The sequence below is a fragment of the Allobosea lathyri genome, from assembly GCF_900108245.1.
Taxonomy (GTDB): domain Bacteria; phylum Pseudomonadota; class Alphaproteobacteria; order Rhizobiales; family Beijerinckiaceae; genus Allobosea; species Allobosea lathyri.
Window position 1 is genome coordinate 241,153 of record NZ_FNUY01000004.1, and the last position, 22,125, is coordinate 263,277.

At 65.6% G+C, this 22,125-nt stretch carries 19 protein-coding genes; 13 read left to right on the forward strand and 6 right to left on the reverse strand.

All coding sequences use genetic code 11. The features are described from left to right. Positions 1-31 precede the first annotated feature (31 nt). The 4 genes from C4S73_RS11650 to C4S73_RS11665 form a co-directional block, all read right to left on the reverse strand. The gene (locus tag C4S73_RS11650; protein WP_244595565.1) at positions 32-904 is read right to left on the reverse strand and encodes an amino acid ABC transporter permease; all 873 of its coding nucleotides are present in this window, start codon (positions 902-904) and stop codon (positions 32-34) included. Next, positions 901-1,641, reverse strand: a complete 741-nt coding sequence (locus C4S73_RS11655) for an amino acid ABC transporter permease (RefSeq protein WP_103872662.1) — start codon at positions 1,639-1,641, stop codon at positions 901-903. The genes C4S73_RS11650 and C4S73_RS11655 overlap by 4 nt, the downstream gene beginning before the upstream one ends. Positions 1,642-1,803: 162 nt before the next feature. Further along, entirely contained in the window at positions 1,804-2,625 is an 822-nt protein-coding gene (locus C4S73_RS11660) for a transporter substrate-binding domain-containing protein (protein WP_103872663.1), read from the reverse strand. Positions 2,626-2,712: 87 nt separating this feature from the next. Further along, the gene (locus C4S73_RS11665; protein ID WP_103872664.1) at positions 2,713-3,723 is read right to left on the reverse strand and encodes a GlxA family transcriptional regulator; all 1,011 of its coding nucleotides are present in this window, start codon (positions 3,721-3,723) and stop codon (positions 2,713-2,715) included. A gap of 85 nt (positions 3,724-3,808) precedes the next feature. On the opposite strand from C4S73_RS11665, the gene C4S73_RS11670 reads away from it, so the two are divergent. The 5 genes from C4S73_RS11670 (at position 3,809) to purU (ending at position 10,121) form a co-directional block, all read left to right on the forward strand. Next, positions 3,809-5,059, forward strand: coding sequence for a sarcosine oxidase subunit beta family protein (locus C4S73_RS11670; RefSeq protein WP_103872665.1), 1,251 nt, complete (start codon positions 3,809-3,811; stop codon positions 5,057-5,059). A 181-nt stretch (positions 5,060-5,240) separates the two neighbouring features. Continuing rightward, the gene (locus tag C4S73_RS11675) at positions 5,241-5,516 is read left to right on the forward strand and encodes a sarcosine oxidase subunit delta (RefSeq protein ID WP_103872666.1); all 276 of its coding nucleotides are present in this window, start codon (positions 5,241-5,243) and stop codon (positions 5,514-5,516) included. Then, positions 5,513-8,515 carry a sarcosine oxidase subunit alpha family protein gene (locus C4S73_RS11680; protein ID WP_103872667.1) on the forward strand — a complete coding sequence of 1,001 codons (3,003 nt, stop codon included), beginning with the start codon at positions 5,513-5,515 and terminating at the stop codon, positions 8,513-8,515. The genes C4S73_RS11675 and C4S73_RS11680 overlap by 4 nt, the downstream gene beginning before the upstream one ends. Beyond that, on the forward strand, positions 8,508-9,173 hold the full coding sequence (locus C4S73_RS11685) for a sarcosine oxidase subunit gamma (RefSeq protein WP_160115743.1): 666 nt from the start codon (positions 8,508-8,510) through the stop codon (positions 9,171-9,173). Before C4S73_RS11680 ends, C4S73_RS11685 begins: the two co-directional genes overlap by 8 nt. An 84-nt stretch (positions 9,174-9,257) precedes the next feature. Further along, complete coding sequence (gene purU / locus C4S73_RS11690) at positions 9,258-10,121, forward strand: formyltetrahydrofolate deformylase (protein ID WP_103872669.1); 864 nt, start codon at positions 9,258-9,260, stop codon at positions 10,119-10,121. A 134-nt stretch (positions 10,122-10,255) separates the two neighbouring features. Here purU and C4S73_RS11695 read toward each other — a convergent pair whose 3' ends face one another. After that, positions 10,256-10,462: a hypothetical protein gene (locus C4S73_RS11695; protein WP_146071336.1), complete on the reverse strand. Its 207-nt coding sequence runs from the start codon at positions 10,460-10,462 to the stop codon at positions 10,256-10,258. After that, on the reverse strand, positions 10,462-10,812 hold the full coding sequence (locus C4S73_RS27930) for a hypothetical protein (protein ID WP_160115744.1): 351 nt from the start codon (positions 10,810-10,812) through the stop codon (positions 10,462-10,464). Before C4S73_RS27930 ends, C4S73_RS11695 begins: the two co-directional genes overlap by 1 nt. A gap of 147 nt (positions 10,813-10,959) precedes the next feature. Here C4S73_RS27930 and acnA point away from each other — a divergent pair, with 147 nt between their 5' ends. The 8 genes from acnA (at position 10,960) to C4S73_RS11735 (ending at position 22,103) form a co-directional block, all read left to right on the forward strand. Next, complete coding sequence (acnA, locus tag C4S73_RS11700) at positions 10,960-13,671, forward strand: aconitate hydratase AcnA (RefSeq protein ID WP_103872671.1); 2,712 nt, start codon at positions 10,960-10,962, stop codon at positions 13,669-13,671. Continuing rightward, positions 13,661-14,857, forward strand: coding sequence for a 2-methylaconitate cis-trans isomerase PrpF family protein (locus C4S73_RS11705; protein ID WP_103872672.1), 1,197 nt, complete (start codon positions 13,661-13,663; stop codon positions 14,855-14,857). The genes acnA and C4S73_RS11705 overlap by 11 nt, the downstream gene beginning before the upstream one ends. Before the next feature lie 25 nt (positions 14,858-14,882). Then, the gene (locus C4S73_RS11710; protein ID WP_103872673.1) at positions 14,883-15,638 is read left to right on the forward strand and encodes a GntR family transcriptional regulator; all 756 of its coding nucleotides are present in this window, start codon (positions 14,883-14,885) and stop codon (positions 15,636-15,638) included. A gap of 147 nt (positions 15,639-15,785) precedes the next feature. Beyond that, positions 15,786-16,790 (forward strand): Bug family tripartite tricarboxylate transporter substrate binding protein, encoded by a 1,005-nt coding sequence (locus C4S73_RS11715; RefSeq protein WP_200827988.1) that lies wholly within the window; start codon positions 15,786-15,788, stop codon positions 16,788-16,790. Between the two features lie 138 nt (positions 16,791-16,928). After that, positions 16,929-17,420 (forward strand): tripartite tricarboxylate transporter TctB family protein, encoded by a 492-nt coding sequence (locus C4S73_RS11720; RefSeq protein WP_160115745.1) that lies wholly within the window; start codon positions 16,929-16,931, stop codon positions 17,418-17,420. Positions 17,421-17,423: 3 nt separating this feature from the next. Next, on the forward strand, positions 17,424-18,965 hold the full coding sequence (locus C4S73_RS11725) for a tripartite tricarboxylate transporter permease (RefSeq protein ID WP_103872676.1): 1,542 nt from the start codon (positions 17,424-17,426) through the stop codon (positions 18,963-18,965). A 244-nt stretch (positions 18,966-19,209) separates the two neighbouring features. Continuing rightward, entirely contained in the window at positions 19,210-20,004 is a 795-nt protein-coding gene (locus C4S73_RS11730; RefSeq protein WP_160115746.1) for an IclR family transcriptional regulator, read from the forward strand. A gap of 35 nt (positions 20,005-20,039) precedes the next feature. Continuing rightward, positions 20,040-22,103, forward strand: a complete 2,064-nt coding sequence (locus C4S73_RS11735; protein WP_103872678.1) for a hydantoinase/oxoprolinase family protein — start codon at positions 20,040-20,042, stop codon at positions 22,101-22,103. The last annotated feature ends 22 nt before the right edge of the window (positions 22,104-22,125 follow it).

Below are 22,125 nucleotides of genomic sequence, written 5' to 3' on the forward strand. Positions count from 1 at the left end.
GGTTTTCGGACCACATCATGCTCATCCCCATCTAGGCTTTCACGTTGAAGCGGCGTTCGAGCGCGAGCGTCGCCCGCGCGATCGGGTAGCAGTAGGCGAAGAACATCAGGAGCAGCAGAAGGTACATCGGGATCATCAGCTCCGGCCGGCTTTCCGCAACGAGCGCCGCGCGCGTGATGGTCAGCCCGTCCTGGATACCGACGACCGAGATCAGCGTCGTCGCCATGGTCAGGATGGCATAGAGGTTCATCCAGGGCGGGATCATGCGCTTGAAGGCCTGCGGCAGGATGATCATCCACATCGTCTGGCGCCGGGTGAAGGCGAGCGCTTCGGCCGATTCCCATTGGCCCGACGGAATCGAGCGGATGCCGCCGCGCACGATCTCGGACACATTGGCCGCGACCGGCAAGGCCAGCCCGATGATCGCCTTGACCCAGGCCGGGAAAGCGATGGTCAGCCCGAAGACCCTGAACTCGAAGGGCAGCAGGAACATCGCGTAGAACAGCAGCACCAGCCAGGGCGCATTGCGGAAGAACTGCGTCAGCCCCCAGGCCAGCTTGCGGACAGGTGCGACCAGCGAAACCTGAGCGATGCCGACGAGCACGCCCACGGCCGAGCCGAGCGCCATCGACAGGAAGCTGATCAGGATGTTGAACAGGAAACCCTGGAAGATCAGCGGTGCCCAGCGCAGCAGCACGGTCACGGCACTTTCGCCTGGGGGCCGTGCCGTGACCTGCGCAAGCGCGAGGGACGCGCCAAACAGGATCGCGAAGGCGGCGAGCGTCGCGCCGCCCAGCAGCATCGGCGATGCCAGCCCCGAGGGCGAAATAGGGGCCGGCGCGCGGAAGGGCAGCAGTACCGGCAGATCGGTCGAGGCCTTGCTGTGGGTTGCGGCCTTGCTCATGTCGAATATCCCGGGATGCGCAGCGCCCTCTCCCAGCGGCCCATCACCCAGACCAGCACGGCCACGAGGGCGACATAGGTCACGAGCAGCACGTTCATCATCTCGCGGACGTTGAATACCTCGGACCAGATCTGCGACGCCGCATAAAGCAGTTCGGGCACGCCGATGGCGTAGGCGAGCGTCGTCGTCTTCACCAGATTGATCAGGTTGTTGTTCAGCGCCGGCAGGCAGATGCGGAAAGCCAGCGGCAGCACGACGTGGATGTAGAGCTGCAGCCGGGTGTAGCCCAGCGATTCAGCCGCCTCGACCGTCGTCGAGGGCACCGCCTCTATGCCGGCCCGAAAAATCTCGACATTGAAGGCGCCGGCAAAGAGCGAGAAGGCGACGATCGCCCAGCCTGTGCCGGAGACCAGGGGCGACTGCCCGCCAAACCCGTCGCTGACTGTCGGCAGCAGGCTGGCAACGGCGAAGTAGAAGAACGAGAGCTGCACGAGAGGCGGAGTGTTGCGGAAGAACTGGACATAACCACGCACCAGCAGCCGCCCCAGCCGTGACTGGCTGCCCGCGACCCAGGTGCCGAGCAGGCCAAGCGCAAGCGAGGCAATGATCGAGACCACGCAGATATAGGTCGTGGTCCAGAGCCCGGTCAGGAAGCGCGACTGGTCGAACGCGTCATAGAAGACTGAAAAGTTCAGTCCGGACGTCTCGTTCAGGCGTTCGAAGAAGGCGGCGATCATGATCGTTTTTGGCTTTCGCTGCCCACAGCCCTCATCCTGAGGAGCCGCGGAACGCGGCGTCTCGAAGGATGATCCAGGTGGTTCCCGAGCCTCCCAGAGCATCCTTCGAGACGCGCTTCTGCGAAGCGCTCCTCAGGATGAGGGCTGTGGTACTCGGCGTCTTTACGACGCCGCCTTCAGCTTCTTGTTGGTCTCGATCAGGTAAGGGCTCTGCTTGATGCCCCATTTCGTCTCGAGTTCGAGCAGCTTGCCGCTCTTGTGCCAGTCGACCGACATGTCCTTGACGAGCTTGCCGAAGGGGCCGTCCATGTCCTCGAGCCGCAGGCCGATCGCCCAGAGCTGCGGGTCTTCAGAGACCAGCGGCATCTCGTAATTCGCCCATTTCGCATCGCCACCCGAAAGCGTCGAGACGATCAGCGTGTCATCGAAGAGGAAGGCGACGCAGTTGTTGCCCTGCAGCGCATTGAGCGCGTCCGGCACGGAGGGGAACACGACCATTTCCGGCGTGTACATCTGCGTGACCCGACGGTTGTAATAGGCCCCCTGCACGGCGCAGACCTTGCGTCCCTTCAGGTCGTTCCACGTCTTGAGGCCGGCACTCTTGGGCGCCAGCACGTTGGTCGCGCCGGCATAGTAGTTGGGCTCGACCATGCCGATGATCTTGCGGCGCTCGGCGGTGTCGCCCAGCGTGGCGAGGATCATGTCGATCCGTCCCTGCTTCAGGAACTCCATGCGGTTGGCGGCGATGACCGGGACCATCTCGAGCTTGACGCCGATCTTGTCGGCGACGGCCTGGGCGAGGTCGATCTCGAGCCCGACGATCTTGCCCGACGGCTCCAGGAAGCCCCAGGGCTTGTAGTCGTTCTTGACGCCGACCGTCATCACGCCCTTTTCCTTGATCTTGGCGAGCGTGTCCTGGGCGAGCGCGGGCAGGGAGGCAAGCGTTGCGGCGCAGGCGAGCGCGAGCGCGATCATAGGTTTCATGGCATCCGTTCCCGTGGTTTTTCTGATCGCCTAGAGTTCCGGCGCGGGGCGCAGATGATTTGTCGCTATGCGACGGTTTCTTGACACTCAGCGCCAAACCGCTCCGCCATGGGGAACCCGCTCCGCCCGCGGCGGATGCCCGAAGCGCTCGCGATAGGCGCGCGAAAAGTGGCTAGCGCTGGCAAAGCCGCAGGCGAGCCCGATCTCCAGTACGGACAGGCTGGTCTGGCGCAGCAGGTCGCGGGCCCGATCCAGACGCAAAGCCAGATAATGCTCGCCGAGCGACCGGCCCAGATGCAAGCGAAAGAGCCGCTCCAGCTGTCGCAGCGAGACCCCCGCTGTCCGCGCCAGCTCAGCGCGCGAGAGTGGGTTCTCGAGGCTCTGCTCCATGCGGCCGACGACCCGCAGAAGCGGCGCATGGCTGATCCCGAGCCGCTCGCGCAAGGGCATGCGCTGTGGCCCCTCGCCTTCCCGCACATGGGTCTGCAGAAACCATTCGCTGACGGCCAGCGCGAGTTCGCTGCCATGCTCCCGGGCGATAACGGCATGCATCATGTCGAGCGGGGCCGTGCCGCCGCTCGATGTCAGCCGGTCGCGGTCGATCTCATAGAGCGAGCGCCGCAGGTCGAGCTCGGGGTAATCCTCCAGGAAGGCCGGCGCATGCTCCCAGTGGATGGTGAAGCGATAGCCGGACAGCACATTTGCATGCGCCAGAATGTAGGGCCCGCCCGAAACGCCGCCCAGCCGCACGCCCCGACGCGCCAATTGCCTGAGCCAGGCGAAGGTCTGGGGATGCTGGAAGGCGGCAGGATTGCCGCCGGCGCAAACGAAGACATAGTCGAAGCGCATCTCTCCGCCGACGCCGTATTCGGCCTGGATGCTGACGCCGTTCGAGGCCGGCGCCGGCAGGCCGTCGATCGAGACATGGCTCCAGCGGTAGAGATCGCGGCCCGAGAGGCGATTGGCGGCGCGCAACGGCTCGATGGCCGAGGCATAGGCCAGCAGGGCAAAATCCGGGATCAGCAGGAACCCGACATGAGCCGGCCCCTGCTCGTGATCCCTGTCGCTGGAAGGCAATCTGGCGTCGCTCACGGTCATGTCGGCGAAGCTACGTCGGTCAATCTCCCAATGACAAGTCCGGCGCGCCCTCGGTGACCGGTCATAGCTCCGGATCGAACCGCCGATGCGCTATTCCATCTTCTCGCTTGCCGCGCAGACGCTTGCCGGCCACCGCGGCTGGAAACCGGCCTGGCGCGATGCCGCGCCCAAGGCCGAATACGACGTGCTGATCATCGGCGGCGGCGGTCATGGGCTGGCCACCGCCCATTATCTCGCGAGCCGACACGGCATCACAAATGTCGCGGTGATCGAGAAAGGCTATATCGGCTCCGGCAATGTCGGCCGCAACACGACGATCATCCGCTCCAACTACCTGCTGCCCGGCAACACGCCGTTCTACGAGCACTCGCTGAAGCTCTGGGAAGGGCTCGAGCAGGACATCAACTACAACGCCATGGTGAGCCAGCGCGGCGTGCTGAACCTCTACCATTCCGATGCGCAGCGCGACGCCTATGCCAGGCGCGGCAATGCGATGCGGCTGGCCGGCGTCGATGCCGATCTGCTCGACCGCGAGCAGGTCCGCGCCATGGTGCCGTTCCTGAACTACGAAACCGGCCGCTTCCCGATCCAGGGCGGGCTGCTTCAGAAGCGCGGTGGCTCGGTGCGCCACGACGCCGTCGCCTGGGGCTATGCCCGCGCCGCCGACCAGCGCGGCGTCGATATCGTACAGAACTGCGAGGTCACGGGCCTCACGATCGCGAATGGCCGCATCACCGGTGTCGAGACCTCGCGGGGTCCGATCCGGGCGAAGAAGGTCGCGCTTGCGGTGGCCGGCAACTCCTCGCGGCTCGCCGCCATGGCTGGAATGCGCCTGCCGATCGAGACGCATGTCCTGCAGGCCTTCGTGTCGGAGGGCCTCAAGCCGGTGATCGACAATGTCGTGACCTATGGCGCCGGGCATTTCTATATCAGCCAGTCCGACAAGGGCGGGCTCGTCTTCGGCGGCGATATCGACGGCTACAATTCATACGCCCAGCGCGGCAACCTGCCGGTGATCGAGGATGTGATGGAATCCGCGATGGGGCTGTGGCCGGGTCTGGGCCGCATCCGCATGCTCAGGCATTGGGGCGGTGTCATGGACATGTCGATGGACGGCTCGCCGATCATCGACCACACGCCGGTCGACGGCCTCTATCTCAATGCCGGCTGGTGCTATGGCGGCTTCAAGGCGACGCCGGCCTCAGGCTTCTGCTTCGCCCATCTGATCGCCCGCGACGAGCCACACCCCGTTGCGACAGCCTTCCGGCTCGACCGTTTCGCGACGGGCCGCGTCATCGACGAAAAGGGCGCAGGCGCCCAACCGAACCTGCATTGACCGCGGCTATGCTGGCAACACTCGAACAATCGATCGCGCGTCCCCTCCCGTCATGGCCGGGCTTGTCCCGATCATCCATGTCTTCCTTCGGCGAGGGCGGTGTTCAGGACGTGGATGCTCGGCACAAGGCCGAGCATGACGCAGCGGGTTCAATTACCGATTTCGTTTTGGAAGCCCGACCATGCGCATAACCTGCCCCCATTGCGGCGCCCGCGACGTCCAGGAATTCACCTATCTCGGTGACGCCAGTCCCAGCCGCCCCGATGGGCTGGAGGCGACGGAGGCCGCGATGTTCGACTACGTCTACCAGCGCGAAAACCCGGCCGGGCGGCATCGCGAACTCTGGTATCACGGTGCCGGCTGCCATGCCTGGCTCACCGTGACCCGCGACACGCGCACCCATGCGATCGAGGCCGTCGAGCCGACGAAGCGGCCAAAAGCAGGAACGGCAGCATGAGCACGAAGCAGCCTTTCCGCACGGCCGATGGCGGTCTGATCGACAGGACGCAACCGCAATCCTTCCGCTTCGACGGCACCCGCTATGAGGGCTTTGCCGGCGACACGCTGGCTTCAGCCCTGCTCGCCAACGGTGTCAGGCTGGTCGGCCGCTCCTTCAAATACCACCGTCCGCGCGGCATTCTCTCGGCCGGCCCGGAGGAGCCCAACGCGCTCGTCGAATTGCGGGCCGGCGCCCGCCGCGAACCCAACACCCGCGCGACTGTCACCGAGCTTTATCATGGCCTGGAGGCGCGCAGCCAGAATCGCTGGCCCTCGCTCGCCTTCGACGTGCTGTCGATCAACTCGCTGCTGGGACCGGCGCTGACCGCGGGTTTCTACTACAAGACCTTCATGTGGCCGGCGAGTTTCTGGGAGAAGCTCTACGAGCCGCTGATCCGCCGCGCCGCAGGGCTGGGACGTGCGGCCGGCCATGAAGACCCCGACCACTACGAGAAGGCCTTCGCCTTCTGCGACGTGCTTGTCATCGGCGGCGGCCCGGCCGGACTTGCGGCGGCGCTTGCGGCGGGCCGGACCGGCGCACGGGTCATCCTCTGCGACGAGGATTTCCGGCTCGGCGGCAAGCTCCTCGCCGAGAAGCGCGAGATCGATGCGCGAGCCTCCTCCGAATGGATCGCGGATACGCTCGCGGAACTGGCTGGCATGCCCGATGTCCGTATCATGGCGCGCAGTACGGTCTATGGCGTCTACGACCACGGCATCTATGGCGTGATCGAGCGCGTGAACGATCATCTGCCGATCCCGCCAGCGCATCAGCCGCGCCAGCGCTCATGGCGCATCAATGCCAAGCGTGCCGTGCTGGCGGCTGGTGCGATCGAGCGGCCGATCGTCTTTGCCGGCAACGACACACCCGGCGTCATGCTGGCCGGTGCTGTACGCGCCTATGTCAACCGCCATGGCGTGCTGCCGGGTCGCGAGGCCGTCATCTTCACCAGCGGCGACGATGGCTGGGCGACAGCGCGAGACCTCGCGGCGGCCGGCGCCAGGATCGCGGCGATCGTCGACCCGCGCCCGCAGATCGATGCGGGGCTGACGGCGCTGGCCAGCAGGATCGGCGCACGCGTCTTGACCGGCGGCGTGGTCAGCGCCGCATCCGGCGGCAGGGCGCTCAGGCAGGTCACCATCCGGGATGCGTCGGGGCGCGAACAAACGATCGCCTGCGATCTCCTCGCGGTATCGAATGGCTGGAATCCGACGCTGCACCTGACCTCGCATCAAAACACGCGACCTGTCTGGGACGAGGCCATCCACGCTTTCGTGCCCGGCCAGATGCCGGCAGGCCTGAGCGTCGCGGGCAGCGCAGCCGGACGGTTCTCGCTGGCACAGGCTCTGGAAGATGGCGCGCGACTGGGATCGCAGGCTGCCGCCGATTGCGGCTTTGCGCCGACGGTTGACGCGCAGCCGCCCAAGACCGATCCGGAAGGCGTCGCGCTCGCGCCGGTCTGGCGCGTCAAGGACGGTAAGGGCCGGAGCTTCCGGGGCAAAGCCTTCGTCGATTTCCAGAACGACGTCACCGACAAGGATGTCGAGCTTGCGGCGCGCGAGGGCTTCAAGCCGGTCGAGCATCTCAAGCGCTACACCACGCTGGGCATGGCGACCGACCAGGGCAAGACCTCCAACATCGCCGGCCTCGCCATCATGGCCGAGCAGACCGGCAAGACGATCCCTGAGACCGGCACGACGATCTTCCGTCCGCCCTACACGCCGGTCGCGATCGGCGCGCTGGCCGGCCACCATCGTGGGCAGGATTTCCGGCCGATCAGGCTGACGCCGACGCATCAATGGTCGAAGGACCAGGGCGCCGTCTTCGTCGAAGCCGGCCTTTGGCTGAGGGCGCAGTACTATCCCAGGCCCGGCGAGAACGACTGGCTGGTGACGGTGAACCGGGAGGTTCTGGCCGTGCGCAATGGCGTCGGACTCTGCGACGTGTCCACGCTCGGCAAGATCGACATCCAGGGCGCGGATGCGGCCGGTTTCCTGGAGCGCGTCTACATCAACGGCTGGAAGGCGCTTCCCGTCGGCAAGGCCCGCTATGGCCTGATGCTGCGCGAGGACGGTTTCGTCATGGATGACGGCACGACCTCGCGCCTGGCCGAGACGCATTTCGTGATGACGACCACCACGGCCAATGCCGCCAAGGTGATGCAGCATCTCGAATTCTGCCATCAGGTGCTCTGGCCCGATCTCGATGTCCGCATGGTCTCGGTCTCCGAGCAATGGGCGCAAGCCGCGATTGCCGGTCCCAAAGCGCGCGAGGTCCTGCGCGGCGTCGTCGATGCCCAGCACGACATCTCGAACGAGGCCTTTCCCTATCTGGCCGCGCGCGAGATCACGGTCGGCGGCGGCATTCCGGCGCGGCTGTTCCGGATCTCGTTCTCCGGCGAGCTTGCCTATGAGCTGGCCGTTCCCGCCGATCATGGCGACGCCATGATGCGCGCGCTGATGGCGGCGGGCGAACCGCACGGCATCACGCCTTACGGCACCGAGGCGCTGGGCGTGATGCGCATCGAGAAGGGCCATGTCGCCGGCAATGAGCTCAACGGCCAGACTACGGCGCGCGATCTCGGCCTGGGCAAGATGATGTCGTCGAAAAAGGACTTCATCGGCCGCCTGATGGCCGGCCGCGACGCGCTGGTCGAGACCGGCAGGCCGAGCTTCGTCGGCTTCAAGCCGGTCGATCCCAACCAGAGACTGCGCGCGGGCGCCCATTTCATCGGAGTCGGCAAGCCGGCCGTGATGGAGCATGACGAAGGCTACATGACTTCGGTCGCCTATTCGCCGAACCTGAAACACTGGATGGGTCTCGGCCTACTCAGGAATGGTGCAAGCCGCATCGGCGAACGCATCCGGGCTGTCGATCCCGTCCGCAATGGCGATATCGAGGTCGAAATCTGCAATCCGGTCTTCGTCGATCCGGAAGGAGCCCGTTTGCATGTCTGACGCCGCGACTATCCCTGACGCAGACACCATCCCTGACGCAGCCAGAAAGCTGGAATGGGCGCCTCGCGGAGCCTGGGCGGAGCTTCCGGCCGACGGCCATCTCGGGACACCCGGCGCAGCCGGCACGACCATCACCGCGCGAAACGGGCTCGGCATTGCGAGCCTGATCGCCGCGGAGGGCAGCGATGACGCGCTGGTGCAGGCGCTGAAGACGCGCTTCGGGCTCGACCTGCCGTCGACTCCGCTCGCCGTCCGCTCGGCCACGCATGCGCTGGTCTGGGCCGGCCCGGGTCAATGGCTGCTGGTCGCCGACGATCGCAGCGGCTTCGCCGATGATCTGCAGGCTCTTTCCGGCCTCGCCGCAATCGCCGAACAGAGCGACGGACGCGCTGCGCTCACGCTTTCGGGTCCGAAAATCCGCGATGCCCTGGCCAAGGGCTGTATGATCGATCTGCACCCCTCGGTCTTCCCGATTGGCGCTGCGGCCTTGACAAGCATCGCCCATATCGGTGTGCATCTCTGGCGGGTCGCTGATGGCCCGGATGGAGCGGTCTTCGAGATCATGGTCGCGCGCAGCATGGCTGGCAGTTTCTGGTCCTGGCTTTCCGCCTCGGTGGCGGAATTCGGCTGCACCCTGGCGGCAACCGGCCGAGGTTGAGCGCAGCGCGTCGCGCGCATTCGCCTGCCCCTGCCATTTCCAGCCCCACTTCAGCGAAGGGCCGCCTCCTCGGCGGCATCAGCCATGCCCGAACGCACCGCTATCCTCACTCTCTCCTGCCCCAACCGCCCCGGCATCGTCGCTGCCGTCTCGACGCTCCTGTTCGAGGCAGGCTGCAACATCCTCGACGCCCAGCAATTCGACGACACCGAGACCGATCGCTTCTTCATGCGCGTCGTCTTCAACCGGCTGGAACAGAGCCAGACGCAGGCGGCGATTGCCGCCTCGGTTGGTGATCTCGCTGAACGATTCGGCATGGAATTCACCCTGCGCGAGCGCGAGGCGCGCAAGCGGGTGATGCTGCTGGTCTCGAAATTCGACCATTGCCTGGCCGATCTGCTCTATCGCTGGCGCATCGGCGAATTGCCCATGGAGATCAGCGCGATCGTCTCGAACCACGGACGGTCCAGCATCGCCTCGACGGATATCGGCGATCTGCCCTTCCATCACCTGCCGGTTACCCGGCAGACCAAGATGGAGCAGGAGGCGCAGCTCTGGCAGCTGGTGCAGGAGACCAACACCGATCTCGTCGTGCTCGCGCGCTATATGCAGATTCTGTCAGATGGGTTTTCGGCCAAGCTGCTCGGCCGCTGCATCAACATCCACCACTCGTTTCTGCCGGGCTTCAAGGGCGCCAAGCCCTATCATCAGGCGCATGAGCGCGGGGTGAAGCTGATCGGCGCAACCGCCCACTACGTCACGCCCGATCTCGACGAGGGGCCGATCATCGAGCAGGACGTCGAGCGCATCTCGCACCGCGACACGCCCGACGATCTCGTCCGCAAGGGCCGCGACATCGAGCGCCGTGTCCTGGCGCGCGCCGTGCTGCATCACCTTGAGGATCGCGTCATCCTGAACGGCAAGAAGACGGTCGTCTTCACCGATTAAAGAGATAGGCAACGCAAAAATCCAGGCGGCCTGCGAGGCCGCCTGCGATCACGGATGCTGTCTTTGATTTTGCATCGGCTTCTTCCGAAAACCGCGCTCCGCTTTCCGGGCCGATACTCTAAAGCGTGGAAGCTCTAAAGCGTGGCGGCCACGTCCTTGTGGCGCGCTGCAAACTGCGTCGCTTCCTGACGGAACAGCATCCAGGCGGGCTGCGGGCTCTCATGGCCCGGCTGCCGCATCGACATCGTGAAGGGGCCCTTGTTGCCCGCGGGCTTGTCGGGGTCCAGCTTCGAGGCCCGGCACATGGCCCGCGCAATTCGCTTGATCCGCTGTTCGTCCATCATCTCGATCTCCGCCTAGAATGGTCATGGCGGGTGAATGAACGCAGAGCGCCCCTCAGGGTTCCAAAAAAAGAAAACGATCCGGCAGGCGGCTCACTCGCCCCCTTCTCCGGCTCCTCGAAGCCGCTGCGGATGAAGATAACACCGTCGAGCGCCCGGCTGACCGCATTGAGCTCGATCCGGCCGGGCCTTGGGCCGAGTGGGCGGATCGACAGCTTCAGGCCGCAGGCACTGACATGCTGCACGGCCGCATCGATATCATCGGACGCGAACCGCTCCGAGCGGACGTGATGAGCAGGGAGAGACCGACCATACGGCTCGCCCTGACCGGCGTGCCGTTTTTTCGCCATGCACTCCTTGCGGCAGAAAATATCGGCATATCCGCTTAAGCGTCGTCGCGGCCCGTTCGCCGGCATATATGTCGACACATATCCAGCATACGCCAAGGTATGCCTCTTAAAATTCATTTTATGTCGACACAATTTTCGACGGACGTTATGAGTTCAGCGGATCAGCAGGAGCCCTCGACCTTGACACTCGCTCAAAATGCCCGCCGCTCGCTCGTTTCGGATGACAAGGCCTACGGCTATTTCGCGCTGTCAGCCCTCGAAGAGGCCGGCGCAGTCGCTCTCGACCGGCTCCCCTATTGCCTGAGAGTGCTTCTCGAAAACGTACTGCGTCATACCGGGCGCAATGACGTCGATGACGGCGACGTTCGCCGGCTCGCCGGCTGGTCGCCGAGTTCAAGCGATATCATTCCGGTCTCGTTCCACCCGGCGCGCGTATTGATGCAGGACTACACGGGAATTCCGACGCTGGTCGATCTGGCGGCCATGCGCGATGCCATGGTCGCGCTCGGACGCGACCCACAAATGGTCAATCCGCAGATTCCGGTCGATCTCGTCATCGACCATTCGCTGATCGTCGACGAGGCCGGCCATGCCGGGGCGATGAACTTCAACCTCGCCGTCGAGTTCCGCCGCAATGCCGAACGCTATCAGCTGGCGAAATGGGCGCAGTCCGCTTTCGAGCGCATCCGCGTGGTGCCGCCCGGCAAGGGCATCCTGCATCAGGTCAATATCGAGCATATCGCGACGCTGGTATGCAGCGATCCCGAACCTGGCAACGAGACGCTGCTTTACCCCGACACGATGGTCGGGACCGACAGCCACAGCACGATGGTCAATGGCATCGGGGTGCTCGGCTGGGGCGTCGGCGGCATCGAGGCAGAGGCCGCCATGCTCGGCCTGCCTCTGGTAGTGCCTCTTGGCCGCATCATCGGCGTGCGGCTGACAGGCGAACTGACCGAGGGCGTGACGGCCACCGACATCGTCCTGACCATGACCCAGCGCCTGCGGGCTTTCGGCGTGGTCGACACTTTCGTCGAGTTCTTCGGCCCCTCCGCGCAGAACCTGACCGTCGCCGATCGCGTGACCCTGGCGAACATGTCGCCCGAATACGGCTCGACCTGCGCCTTCTTCCCGATCGACCGCGCCACGATCGACTATCTCGAACTGACCGGCCGAACCCCCGAGCAGATCAGGCGAGTCGAGGCCTATGCGAGGGCGCAAAGGCTCTGGAGCGAGCCGGATGCCCCGGAGTCGCTCTATAGCGCGGTCATCGACTTCGACCTCGGCGAGGTCACGCCCAGCGCAGCCGGCCCGCGCCGGCCCCAGGATTGGGTAGCGCTCGCCGATATCCCCCAGAATTTCCAGACGCAGATGAAGGTCGAGCCTGCACCTGCGCATGACGGCATCTCTGATGGCGCGATCGCGCTGGCCGCGATCACGAGCTGCACCAACACCTCCAACCCCGCGGTGATGATCGGCGCGGGCCTGCTCGCCAGGAAAGCCGTCGCGCGCGGTCTTTCCGTCAAGCCCTGGGTCAAGACCTCGCTGACGCCGGGATCGCGCGTCGTCGGCGGCTATCTGGAGGCGAGCGGTCTCCAGGCCGATCTCGACCGGCTCGGCTTCCAGGTCGCGGGCTATGGCTGCGCGACCTGTGGCGGCAATTCCGGCCCGCTGGCCGATTGGGTGGAAGAGGAGATCGTCGCCAAGAACGCCGTCGCGGTCGCGGTCCTCTCCGGAAACCGCAATTTCGAGGCCCGCATCCATCCGCTGGCCAAGGCGAACTATCTGATGTCGCCCCCGCTGGTGGTCGCCTACGCCCTGGCGGGATCGGTCAAGATCGACCTCACGACCCAGCCGATTGGCCATGGCTGCGATGGCAAACCCGTCTTCCTCAGGGATATCTGGCCGTCGACGCAGGAGATCATGGCGGTCCTCGCGGAAGTCGTGACCCCCGCTTTGTTCCGAACCTACTATGCCGACCTGTTCGCCGGCGACGCGACCTGGAACGGGCTCGAAGCGCCCAGGGGACAGCGCTTCCCCTGGAACATGGCGAGCACCTATATTCGACGCCCGCCCTATTTCGACGATCTGTCGGGGGCCACGTCAAACCCGCCCGCGATCGCGCAGGCCCGCGCGCTGCTGATCCTCGGCGACAGCATCACGACCGACCATATCTCGCCGGTGGGCGATATCGCGGCAGACTCCCCCGCGGGGCGCCTGCTCGCAAGCCATCAGGTCGCCCGGCGCGATTTCAACGCCTATGGTTCGCGCCGCGCCAATCATGAGGTGATGGTGCGCGGCACCTTCGCCAATATCCGTCTCAGGAACGAGATGGTGCCCGGCATCGAGGGCGGCATGACCCGGCATGTTCCGTCAGGCGATGTCCTGCCGATCTTCGATGCGGCCATGCGGTATGCCGCGGATGGGCAGCCCTTGCTCGTCATCGCCGGCAAGGAATATGGCAGCGGCTCGTCGCGCGACTGGGCAGCCAAAGGCGCGCGACTGCTCGGCGTTCGCGCAGTCCTCGCCGAGAGCTTCGAACGCATCCATCGCTCGAACCTCATCGCCATGGGCGTGTTGCCGCTGCAGTTCCCGGCCGGCACGACCCGCCTGACGCTGGAGCTCGACGGCTCGGAACTGATCGAACTGGTCGGCTTCGAGAACTGGACCATTCCGGGCGAAACCCTGCAGGCGCGGATCACGCGAGCGGACGGCACGCTGACGGCCGTGACGATGCAAGGCCGTCTCGACACCGCCAACGAACTCAAGGTCTGGCGGGCCGGCGGCATCCTGCCCTTCGTGCTCCGCCGCCTGGCCGGCCAGGCCCCTAACATCGACGAGGCCGCCCATGTCGCGTGAAACGCCCCAGATCGCCATTCCCGCGGTCTATATGCGCGGCGGCACCAGCCGCGCGATCATCTTCCACGCAGCCGACCTGCCCGCCGACTCCAACGCGCGCGACGCCGTGTTCCTGGCGGCACTTGGCAGCCCCGACCCCAACCGCAGGCAGCTCGACGGGCTCGGCGGAGCGATGTCCTCCCTGTCGAAGATCGCGATCGTGGGACCGCCGAGCCGCCCGGACGCCGATGTCGACTACACCTTCGGCCAGGTCGCGATCGATGCGCCGCTTGTCCAGTACAAGGCCAATTGCGGCAACATCTCCTCCGCGATCGGCCCCTTCGCCATCGACGAGGGCCTTGTCTCGGCGACCGGAGACACCGCCACCGTCCGGATCCACAACACCAATACCGGCAAGATCATCGTTGCCCGCTTCGCCGTGACCAACGGCATGGCCGCGGTCGATGGCGATTTCGAACTGCAGGGCGTCGCCGGTCGCGGCGCGCCGATCCGCCTGTCCTTCCTCGAACCCGGCGGCGCCGCAACCGGGCAGCTGCTGCCGACTGGCAATCCGCGTGACGAGCTGGAAGTCGCAGGGCTGGGGCGGGTATCCGTCTCTCTCATCGACGCCGCCAACCCGGTGGTGTTCGTCGCCGCGACATCGCTGGGCCTGCGGGGCACCGAATTGCCAGATGAGCTCGACCGCGCCCCTGGCCTTCTCGCATGCTGCGAGGCGCTGCGTGTCGCCGCCGCAGTGCGGATGGGCATCGCCTCAAGCGCCTCGGAAGCCGAGGCCCGGATCCGCAATCTGCCGCTTGTCGGAATCCTTGCGGCCCCGACCGACGCGCCCACCTTGAGCGGGGACACCCTGCCGGCCGCCAGCCACCAGATCGTCGTGCGCATGATCTCGGCCGGCCAGCCGCACAAAGCGACGCCTTTGACAGGCGCCATGTGCCTGGCGATCGCCATGCGCCTGCCCGGCACCCTGGCGGCGGAACTCGCGTGCCTCCCTGATGATGCCGAGGCCGATCTGGTCATCGCTCACCCGTCCGGCCTTCTGCCGGTGGCCGCGAAGCTGCGCCTCGAGCCCAGCCCCCACGCGCAGGAGGCAGTGGTGTACCGCACCGCCCGGCGGCTGATGCAGGGCAGCGTGCTGGTTCCACGGCGCGCACTTGAGATATCGGCGAATCTGTCGACAACTTCGTGATAATCAGGACGTCACTGGACAAGCGATGGATCAGATGACGGACGACAACACCTCGCAAGACTCTTCGCAGGACGCCAACCTCGACCCCGCCGAGGCGCAAACCATCGCCGACAGCGCTTTGCAGCGCCTGACCGAGGTCATCCTGAGCGGCGAACTGAAGCCGGGCGCCAAGGTCAGCGAACCCGAACTCGCGCGGCGTTTCGGCATCAGCCGCGCGCCGCTGCGGGAAGCGATCCGCCGGTTGGAGGAGCGCAGCGTGTTGACGAGGGCGCCGCGCCTGGGCGCACGCGTCGTCGTGCTGTCGCCGGCACGGGTGCAACAGATCTTCATGGTGCGGGAGGCGATCGAGGGCATGATCGCGCGCGAAGCCGCCAAGGTCATCACCGACGCGGAAATCGCCCATCTGCGCGCGAATCTCGCGCGGCAGAAGGCTCGCTCGGAGGAGATCGGCTTCACCAACTTCCTGACACGCGAGCTCGACAGCGACTTCCATACCTATATCGCGCAATGCAGCCGCAACGAGTTCCTGATCAAGTTCCTCTGCGAGGATTACGCGACCCTGATCGGCCTCTGCCGCCGTCATCTGCGCCAAGTGCCGGAGCGCGGCTACCGGGCCTTCGTCGAGCACGGCCGGATCGTCGATGCCCTGGAAGATCGTGACCCCGACATGGCCGAACTGACCATGCGCCGGCACATCACCGCATCCCGACAGGTGCTGGAGGCCAGCGTTCAGGAGCCGCGCCGTGATGCGGCGCGCTCGAAGCGGAAGCGGGCCGGCTAGCACGGCCCTGATCTGCCGATTTTGTCGACATAAACATCAGAGTTCGAATTATTCTTGATTGACATAACGGCGCACCGCCGAAATTATGTCGACAATATGCAGCCAATCAGAAGCTGCGACCCAGGAAACGTCCATCAGGAGCCATCAATGACCATTGCTGTGTTTCAAGGCATGAAGACGCGCGTCCAGTCGGCGAGCCATGCCGCCGGCCGCGCCTTGGGCTGTGCGGCTCTGATCGCCTCGGTCGTCACAGGCGCCGCCCAGGCCCAGCAGGTCACGGTGACGATCCCGGCTGCTCCCGGCGGCGGCTGGGACGGAACCGCGCGCCTGACCATGCAGGCCCTGCAGAGCGAAAAGCTCGTCACGGGCGGCCTGCAATATGTCAACAAGGGCGGCGGCGTCGGCATCATCGGGCTGACCGATTTCGTCCGCAACAACAAGGGCAATGACAACGCGCTGATGTTCATGGGCGTGATCATGCTCGGCGCCATCATCACCAATAATTCGGCGATCACGATGGACAATGTCGTGCCGCTGGCGCGGCTGACCCGCGAATACAACGCGATCGCAGTCCCCATCGATTCCCCGATCAAGACGGCAGCCGATCTGGCGACGGCGCTGAAGCAGAACCCCGGCGCCGTCGCGGTCGGCGGCTCCGGCGTCGGCACCGTTGACCACCTGACGCTGGCGCTCGTCGCCAAGACGCAAGGGGTCTCGGCCGACAAGCTCAACTTCATCTCCTTCAGCGGCGGCGAGATCGTCCCCGCCCTGGTCGGCGGCAAGATCAAGGCGGCGATTTCGGGTGTCTCAGAGCTATACCCGCTCGCCCAGGCCGGCCGCATCCGCCTGATCGCGATCACCTCCGAAACCCGCCTGCCGAATGTCGATGCTCCCACGCTGAAGGAGGGTGGCCTCGACGTCACCGTCAGCAACTGGCGCGGCGTCACCGGCTCGCCGGGCATGTCGGATGCGGCGCGCAAGGGCTGGATCGAAAAGCTCGACGCATTGTCGAAGTCGAAGTCCTGGGCTGCGGCGCTCGAAAAGCAGGGTGTCGAGGACGCCTATCTCAGCGGCGACGCCTTCACGGCCTTCATCGCCGCCGAGAACAAAAACTGGCAGGCGCTCCTCAAGGAAGCGGGCATCGTCAAGTAGTCGCGCCAGATCACCTCACATGCGGACGGAAGCGTCCAAATGCGAGGTGATCTGTTCTAAAAAGTTTAGAGCATTGCTTCTGCGAAAAACCGGTGCCCACTTTTTCGCGCGATGCTCTACCGGGCAGGGTTGTTCGTGATGATCAAGCGTGATGCGTCGATGCGTCCGTGGTGGCTCCCTGGCGGCGTCGTCGCCTTCGGTCTGGTGTTGCTCTACGGGGCAGCCCAACTCGGGCAATCCGACAATTATTCCAGGATCGGACCCGGCCTCTTCGTCACGGTCATCGGCATCGCGCTTGTCGGACTCGGCATCGCATTGGCCGTGCAGATCGCGCGCGGCATGTCATTCGCCCCCTCCGACAGCGAGGGTGCCGATACGGAGGGGCCGACGAAACTCGGCCCATTCCTGACCGCCGTGGCAGCGACGGCCGCACCGCTCGTGCTGATGCAGCCCGCCGGCTTCCCGGTTACAGCCTCCGTGGTCTTTGCCGGCGTGGCGCGCGCCTTCGGCTCGACCCAGCCGTTCTTCGACCTTGCGATCGGCGCGGTGCTGGGCGTGCTCGCCTGGTTTTTCTTTGCCTGGCTGGGCGTCAATCTCGGCCCCTTCTTTCCGCTCCTGAAGGGGTTCTAGGCAATGTCGACCTTCGAACTGCTGATGCAGGGCTTCGGCGTCGCCCTTCAGCCGATCAACCTGCTGATGGCCTTCATCGGCAGCGTGCTGGGCACCGCCATCGGCGTCCTGCCGGGCATCGGCCCTGCCTTGACGATCGCGCTCTTGATGCCGGTCACCACGCAGCTCGAACCCGCCTCTGCCTTCATCATGTTCGCCGGCATACTTTACGGCGCGATGTACGGCGGCTCGACCACCTCTATCCTGCTGAACACGCCGGGCGAGAGCGGCTCGATGATGACCGCGCTCGAAGGCAACCAGATGGCCCGTCGCGGTCGCGGCGCGGCAGCGCTGGCGACAGCGGCGATCGGCTCCTTCATCGCCGGAACTATCGGCACGATTCTGCTCTCCTTCGTTGCGCCATCGGTCTCGGAACTCGCCTTCATCTTCGGACCTCAGGATTATTTCGCCCTGATGATCCTCTCCTTCACCACCATCTCGGTGGTGCTGGGGAATTCCCGCCTGCGCGGCATGATCGCGGTCACCATCGGACTCGGCCTCGGGGTCATCGGCATAGACGCCCAGACAGGCCAGTCGCGCATGACCTTCGGCAGCCTCGATCTGCTCGACGGCATTCCCTTCACCATCGTGCTGGTTTCGCTCTTCGCAGTCGGAGAGATCATGTTCGTCGCCAGCCGCTCGCTGGCGCGCACGGAAGGAACCAACCCGCTCAAGGGCGGCATCTGGATGACGCGCGAGGACTGGAAGCGCTCCTGGAAGCCCTGGCTGCGCGGCACCGCGCTCGGCTTTCCCATCGGTGTGCTCCCGGCCGGCGGATCGGAAATCCCGACCTTCCTCTCCTATGCGGTCGAAAAACGCCTCTCGAAACATCCGGAGGAATTCGGCTCGGGCGCCATCGAGGGCGTGGCCGGTCCCGAAGCGGCCAACAATGCGGCAGCTGCCGGCATCCTCGTGCCGCTCCTGACGCTGGGCCTGCCGACCTCGGCGACCTCAGCCATTCTGCTCAGCGCCTTCCAGGGCTATGGCCTTCAACCCGGCCCGCTGCTGTTCGTGAACAACGCCCAGCTGGTCTGGGGCCTGATCGCCTCGCTCTATATCGGCAATCTCATGCTGATCGTGCTGAACCTGCCGCTCGCCGGTGTCTGGGTGCGCCTGCTGATGATCCCGCGCCCGCAGCTTTATGCCGGCATCATGATCTTCGCCCTGGTCGGCGTCTGGGGCCTGTCGACATCCTGGTTCGACCTGCTGCTGATGTTCCTGATGGGGCTGCTCGGTTTCGTGATGCGGGTTTACGATTTCCCGACAGCTCCTGTCCTGATCGGCCTGATCCTCGGCCCCATGGCCGAGCAGCAGCTCCGCCGCGCACTCGCCATCAGCCAGGGCGATCCCTCGACGCTGGTCGCGACGCCGATCTCAGCCTCGCTGCTGGCCATCGCGGTCCTGATCCTGGTCGGCCCGCCGCTGTTTCGGTATCTGGCGGGACGCGGCAGGCCCGCACGCGGCAGGTCCGCACTCGCCACGCCGGACTCCAACCCGGCACAGTAGCGCGGTCAGATCGACGGCCGACCACACCATTCCGGCCGCAGAACAGAGCCTGGCCGTCACGACTGACCTTCCCATAAAGCGGCGCAGCCACGAGCTGCGCCGTTTCCGCATGGGACGCGGACCCGCTCTCGCACAGATGCTACGCGAAGCCGCACCGGCGCTTGACCGCGCTTGTCGATCCTGCTTCAATATCAAATAACAAAATGACGTTTCATTATTTGAAATGAAACGCAGAGGAACGCCCTTGAAGACCGACCCGAACACAGCTTCGGCCAAAGCTCCGGCGGCCGGCACCAGCACGCTCGATCTCGCCTTGCGCGCAGTCGAGTATCTGGCCCTGCAGAGCCGGCCGGTCGCACTCGCACAGATCGCCGAAGCCCTGTCGGCCTCCAAGGCCACGATCTACCGGCATCTGGTGACGCTGCAGCGCCACGGCTTCGTTCGTCAGGATAACGACACCGGCCGTTACGACGCCGGCGTCAAGCTGATGGTTCTGGGCGAGGCGCTGCGCCAGCGCTTCGACATCGTTTCCGCCGCGCGCGAGGAGTTGATGAACTTGCGCGATCGCACAGGTCAGGCGGTCACCCTATGCGCCGTGATCGACGAGGAGTTGATCGTCCTCGAACTGATCCAGGGACGCACGATGATCGAGTTCGCGATGCGACCGGGCACGCGGCTCGCCTTTCATGCCAGCGCCCATGGCAAGACCTGGCTCGCCTTCGGCTCGCCCGAACGCACGAAAAAGATCGCGGCCGGCGAGCTCAAGGCCTGGACGCCCACCACCATTGTCTCCGGCGACGATCTGCTGGCCGAGATCGCCATCGTTCGCGAGCGCGGCTGGGCGACGGCGCCCGATCAGGTCATCACCGGCGTCAATACCCTGGCGGCGCCCGTCTTCGATCACCGCAAGATGCTCGTCGGATCGATCGCCCTCGTCGGTGCGACGCAATTCATCCCGCCCGTCCCCGATGCCGAGCAGATCCGGGAGGTCGTCGGCAGCGCCGCACGCATCTCGCGCGGATTGACCTGGCAAGATTAGCATCTGGCAAGATTAGCATCTGGAAAGATCAGAGCATGACTTACTCACTGGCCGTCGACATTGGCGGCACCTTCACCGACATCGTGCTGCGCGATTCCAAAGGCGGCCTCAGCGTCGACAAGACCCTGACCACGCATCACGACCTGCTGGAAGGTTTCTTCCGCGGCGTCGATTCCGTGCTGGCGAAGGCTGGCGTCGAAGCCGGTGCCGTCGATGGCGTCGTGGTCCATGCGACGACGGTAGTGACGAACGCGCTGATCGAGCGAAAAGGCCTGCCCACCGCCCTCGTCGTGACCGAGGGCTTTCGCGATGTGCTCTCGATCCGCAACGAGCACCGCTACGACATGTATGACCCGCAGATCGAGTTCCCCGAGCCACTGGTGACGCGCGAGTTGACCTTCGGCATCAAGGAGCGCGTGCTCGCAGACGGCACCATCGCCCTGGCGCCCGACCCCGCCGATATCACTAGGCTGGCTGCCGAAATCCGCGCCAGCGGCGCCCGCGCGCTCGCGATCTGCTTTCTCAACAGCTTCGCCAATCCCGCCAACGAGGCGCAGGTTGCTGCTGCCCTGGCCCGCGAGCTCAACGATGTCTTCATCTGCACCTCCTCGGAGGTCGCCCCGCAGATCCGCGAATACCAGCGCGCCTCGACCGCAACGGTGAACGCCTATGCGATGCCGATCTCGCAGCCTTATCTCAAGAGCCTCAGCGAGAGGCTGCGCGTCGAGGGCTTCGCCAACACCCCCTTGATCATGCTGTCCTCGGGCGGCGTCGTCGGCGCGGAAACGGCCGGCAAGAACCCGGTTCGCATGATCGAGAGCGGCCCGGCTGCCGGTGCGCTCGCCGCCTGCCACTACGCGGAGCTGCTCGGTATCGACCGCCTGATGTCCTTCGACATGGGCGGCACCACCGCCAAGGCCTGTCTGATCGAGAACCGCACGCCGCTGGTCACGGGCTTGTTCGAGGTCGACCGGCGCTATCGCTTCAAAGAGGGCAGCGGCCTGCCAGTCACCGTGCCCTCGATCGACCTGATCGAGATCGGCGCCGGCGGCGGCAGCATCGCCCATGTCGACGATCTCGGCCTGCTCAAGGTCGGTCCCGAAAGCGCCGGCTCCAATCCCGGCCCCGCCTGCTACGGCAAGGGCGGAACGAGCGCGACCGTCACCGACGCCGATCTGGTGCTCGGCCTGATCGACGCCGAGAACTTCTTGGGCGGCGACATGTCCCTCGACAAGCCGGCCTGCGACTCCGCCATGGCGCGGCTGGGCGAGGCGCTCGACATCTCCGCGGTCCAGGCGGCGCGCGGCATCTATCGCATCGTCACCGAGGCGATGGCGTCGGCCGCCCGCACCCATGCCACGGATCGCGGCGTCGACTATCGCGGCCTGCCGCTCTTCGCCTTTGGCGGTGCCGGGCCCCTCCACGCCTGTGGCGTCGCCGACCTGCTGCAGAGCACGAGCGTGATCGTGCCGCCGCAATCCAGCGTGCTCTCGGCCTTCGGCACTCTGGTCACTCCGATCAGGCTCGACCTGGTGCGCAGCGACCTGACCCAGATCGGCCGGCTCGACTGGACCCGTGTCGATCGCGTGCTCGGCGATCTCGAAGCAGAAGGCCGGGCTGCGCTTGGGGAATCCGGCTGCGCGCCCGGCGACGTCACGGTTCTGGTCGGTGCCGACATGCGCTATGTCGGACAGCAGCACGAGGTCACCGTCATCTTCGAGACCGACCCGCGTCAGAGCCGCGATGTGGGGGTACTCTCGGCCCAGTTCGAGGCCGCCTATCGCACGCTCTACGGCGTCAACCCATCGCATGTGCCGATCGAGATCGTGACCTGGCGTGTCGTCGCGCGCGGCCCCTCCCCGCATTTCGACGGACAGGCGCGGCCCCAGATCGCGCCGGGCAAGCCGAAACGCCATCGCCCCGTCCACGCCTGGCAGGACGGCCAGTCCGTGCCGGTCTATGACCGCGCCGCTCTCGCCACCGGCCAGACAATCGCCGGCCCCGCCATCATCGAGGAGCGCGAGACCACGACCGCGCTTCCGCCCGGCTGGAGCGCGACGATCGACGCGCTCGGCTGCATCGTCGCCACGAAAGGCTGAAATCCGATGGCAAAGTCACCTG

Coding starts and splice junctions, on each gene's coding strand:
- C4S73_RS27930 (WP_160115744.1), bottom strand. CDS start 10,812: ATGGCGAAAAAACGGCACGCCGGTCAGGGCGAGCCGTATGGTCGGTCT.
- C4S73_RS11655 (WP_103872662.1), bottom strand. CDS start 1,641: ATGATCGCCGCCTTCTTCGAACGCCTGAACGAGACGTCCGGACTGAAC.
- C4S73_RS11720 (WP_160115745.1), top strand. CDS start 16,929: ATGATCAAGCGTGATGCGTCGATGCGTCCGTGGTGGCTCCCTGGCGGC.
- C4S73_RS11735 (WP_103872678.1), top strand. CDS start 20,040: ATGACTTACTCACTGGCCGTCGACATTGGCGGCACCTTCACCGACATC.
- C4S73_RS11660 (WP_103872663.1), bottom strand. CDS start 2,625: ATGAAACCTATGATCGCGCTCGCGCTCGCCTGCGCCGCAACGCTTGCC.
- C4S73_RS11650 (WP_244595565.1), bottom strand. CDS start 904: ATGAGCAAGGCCGCAACCCACAGCAAGGCCTCGACCGATCTGCCGGTA.
- C4S73_RS11715 (WP_200827988.1), top strand. CDS start 15,786: ATGACCATTGCTGTGTTTCAAGGCATGAAGACGCGCGTCCAGTCGGCG.
- C4S73_RS11695 (WP_146071336.1), bottom strand. CDS start 10,462: ATGGACGAACAGCGGATCAAGCGAATTGCGCGGGCCATGTGCCGGGCC.
- purU (WP_103872669.1), top strand. CDS start 9,258: ATGCCCGAACGCACCGCTATCCTCACTCTCTCCTGCCCCAACCGCCCC.
- C4S73_RS11685 (WP_160115743.1), top strand. CDS start 8,508: ATGTCTGACGCCGCGACTATCCCTGACGCAGACACCATCCCTGACGCA.
- C4S73_RS11680 (WP_103872667.1), top strand. CDS start 5,513: ATGAGCACGAAGCAGCCTTTCCGCACGGCCGATGGCGGTCTGATCGAC.
- C4S73_RS11725 (WP_103872676.1), top strand. CDS start 17,424: ATGTCGACCTTCGAACTGCTGATGCAGGGCTTCGGCGTCGCCCTTCAG.
- C4S73_RS11670 (WP_103872665.1), top strand. CDS start 3,809: ATGCGCTATTCCATCTTCTCGCTTGCCGCGCAGACGCTTGCCGGCCAC.
- C4S73_RS11665 (WP_103872664.1), bottom strand. CDS start 3,723: ATGACCGTGAGCGACGCCAGATTGCCTTCCAGCGACAGGGATCACGAG.
- acnA (WP_103872671.1), top strand. CDS start 10,960: ATGAGTTCAGCGGATCAGCAGGAGCCCTCGACCTTGACACTCGCTCAA.
- C4S73_RS11710 (WP_103872673.1), top strand. CDS start 14,883: ATGGATCAGATGACGGACGACAACACCTCGCAAGACTCTTCGCAGGAC.
- C4S73_RS11675 (WP_103872666.1), top strand. CDS start 5,241: ATGCGCATAACCTGCCCCCATTGCGGCGCCCGCGACGTCCAGGAATTC.
- C4S73_RS11705 (WP_103872672.1), top strand. CDS start 13,661: ATGTCGCGTGAAACGCCCCAGATCGCCATTCCCGCGGTCTATATGCGC.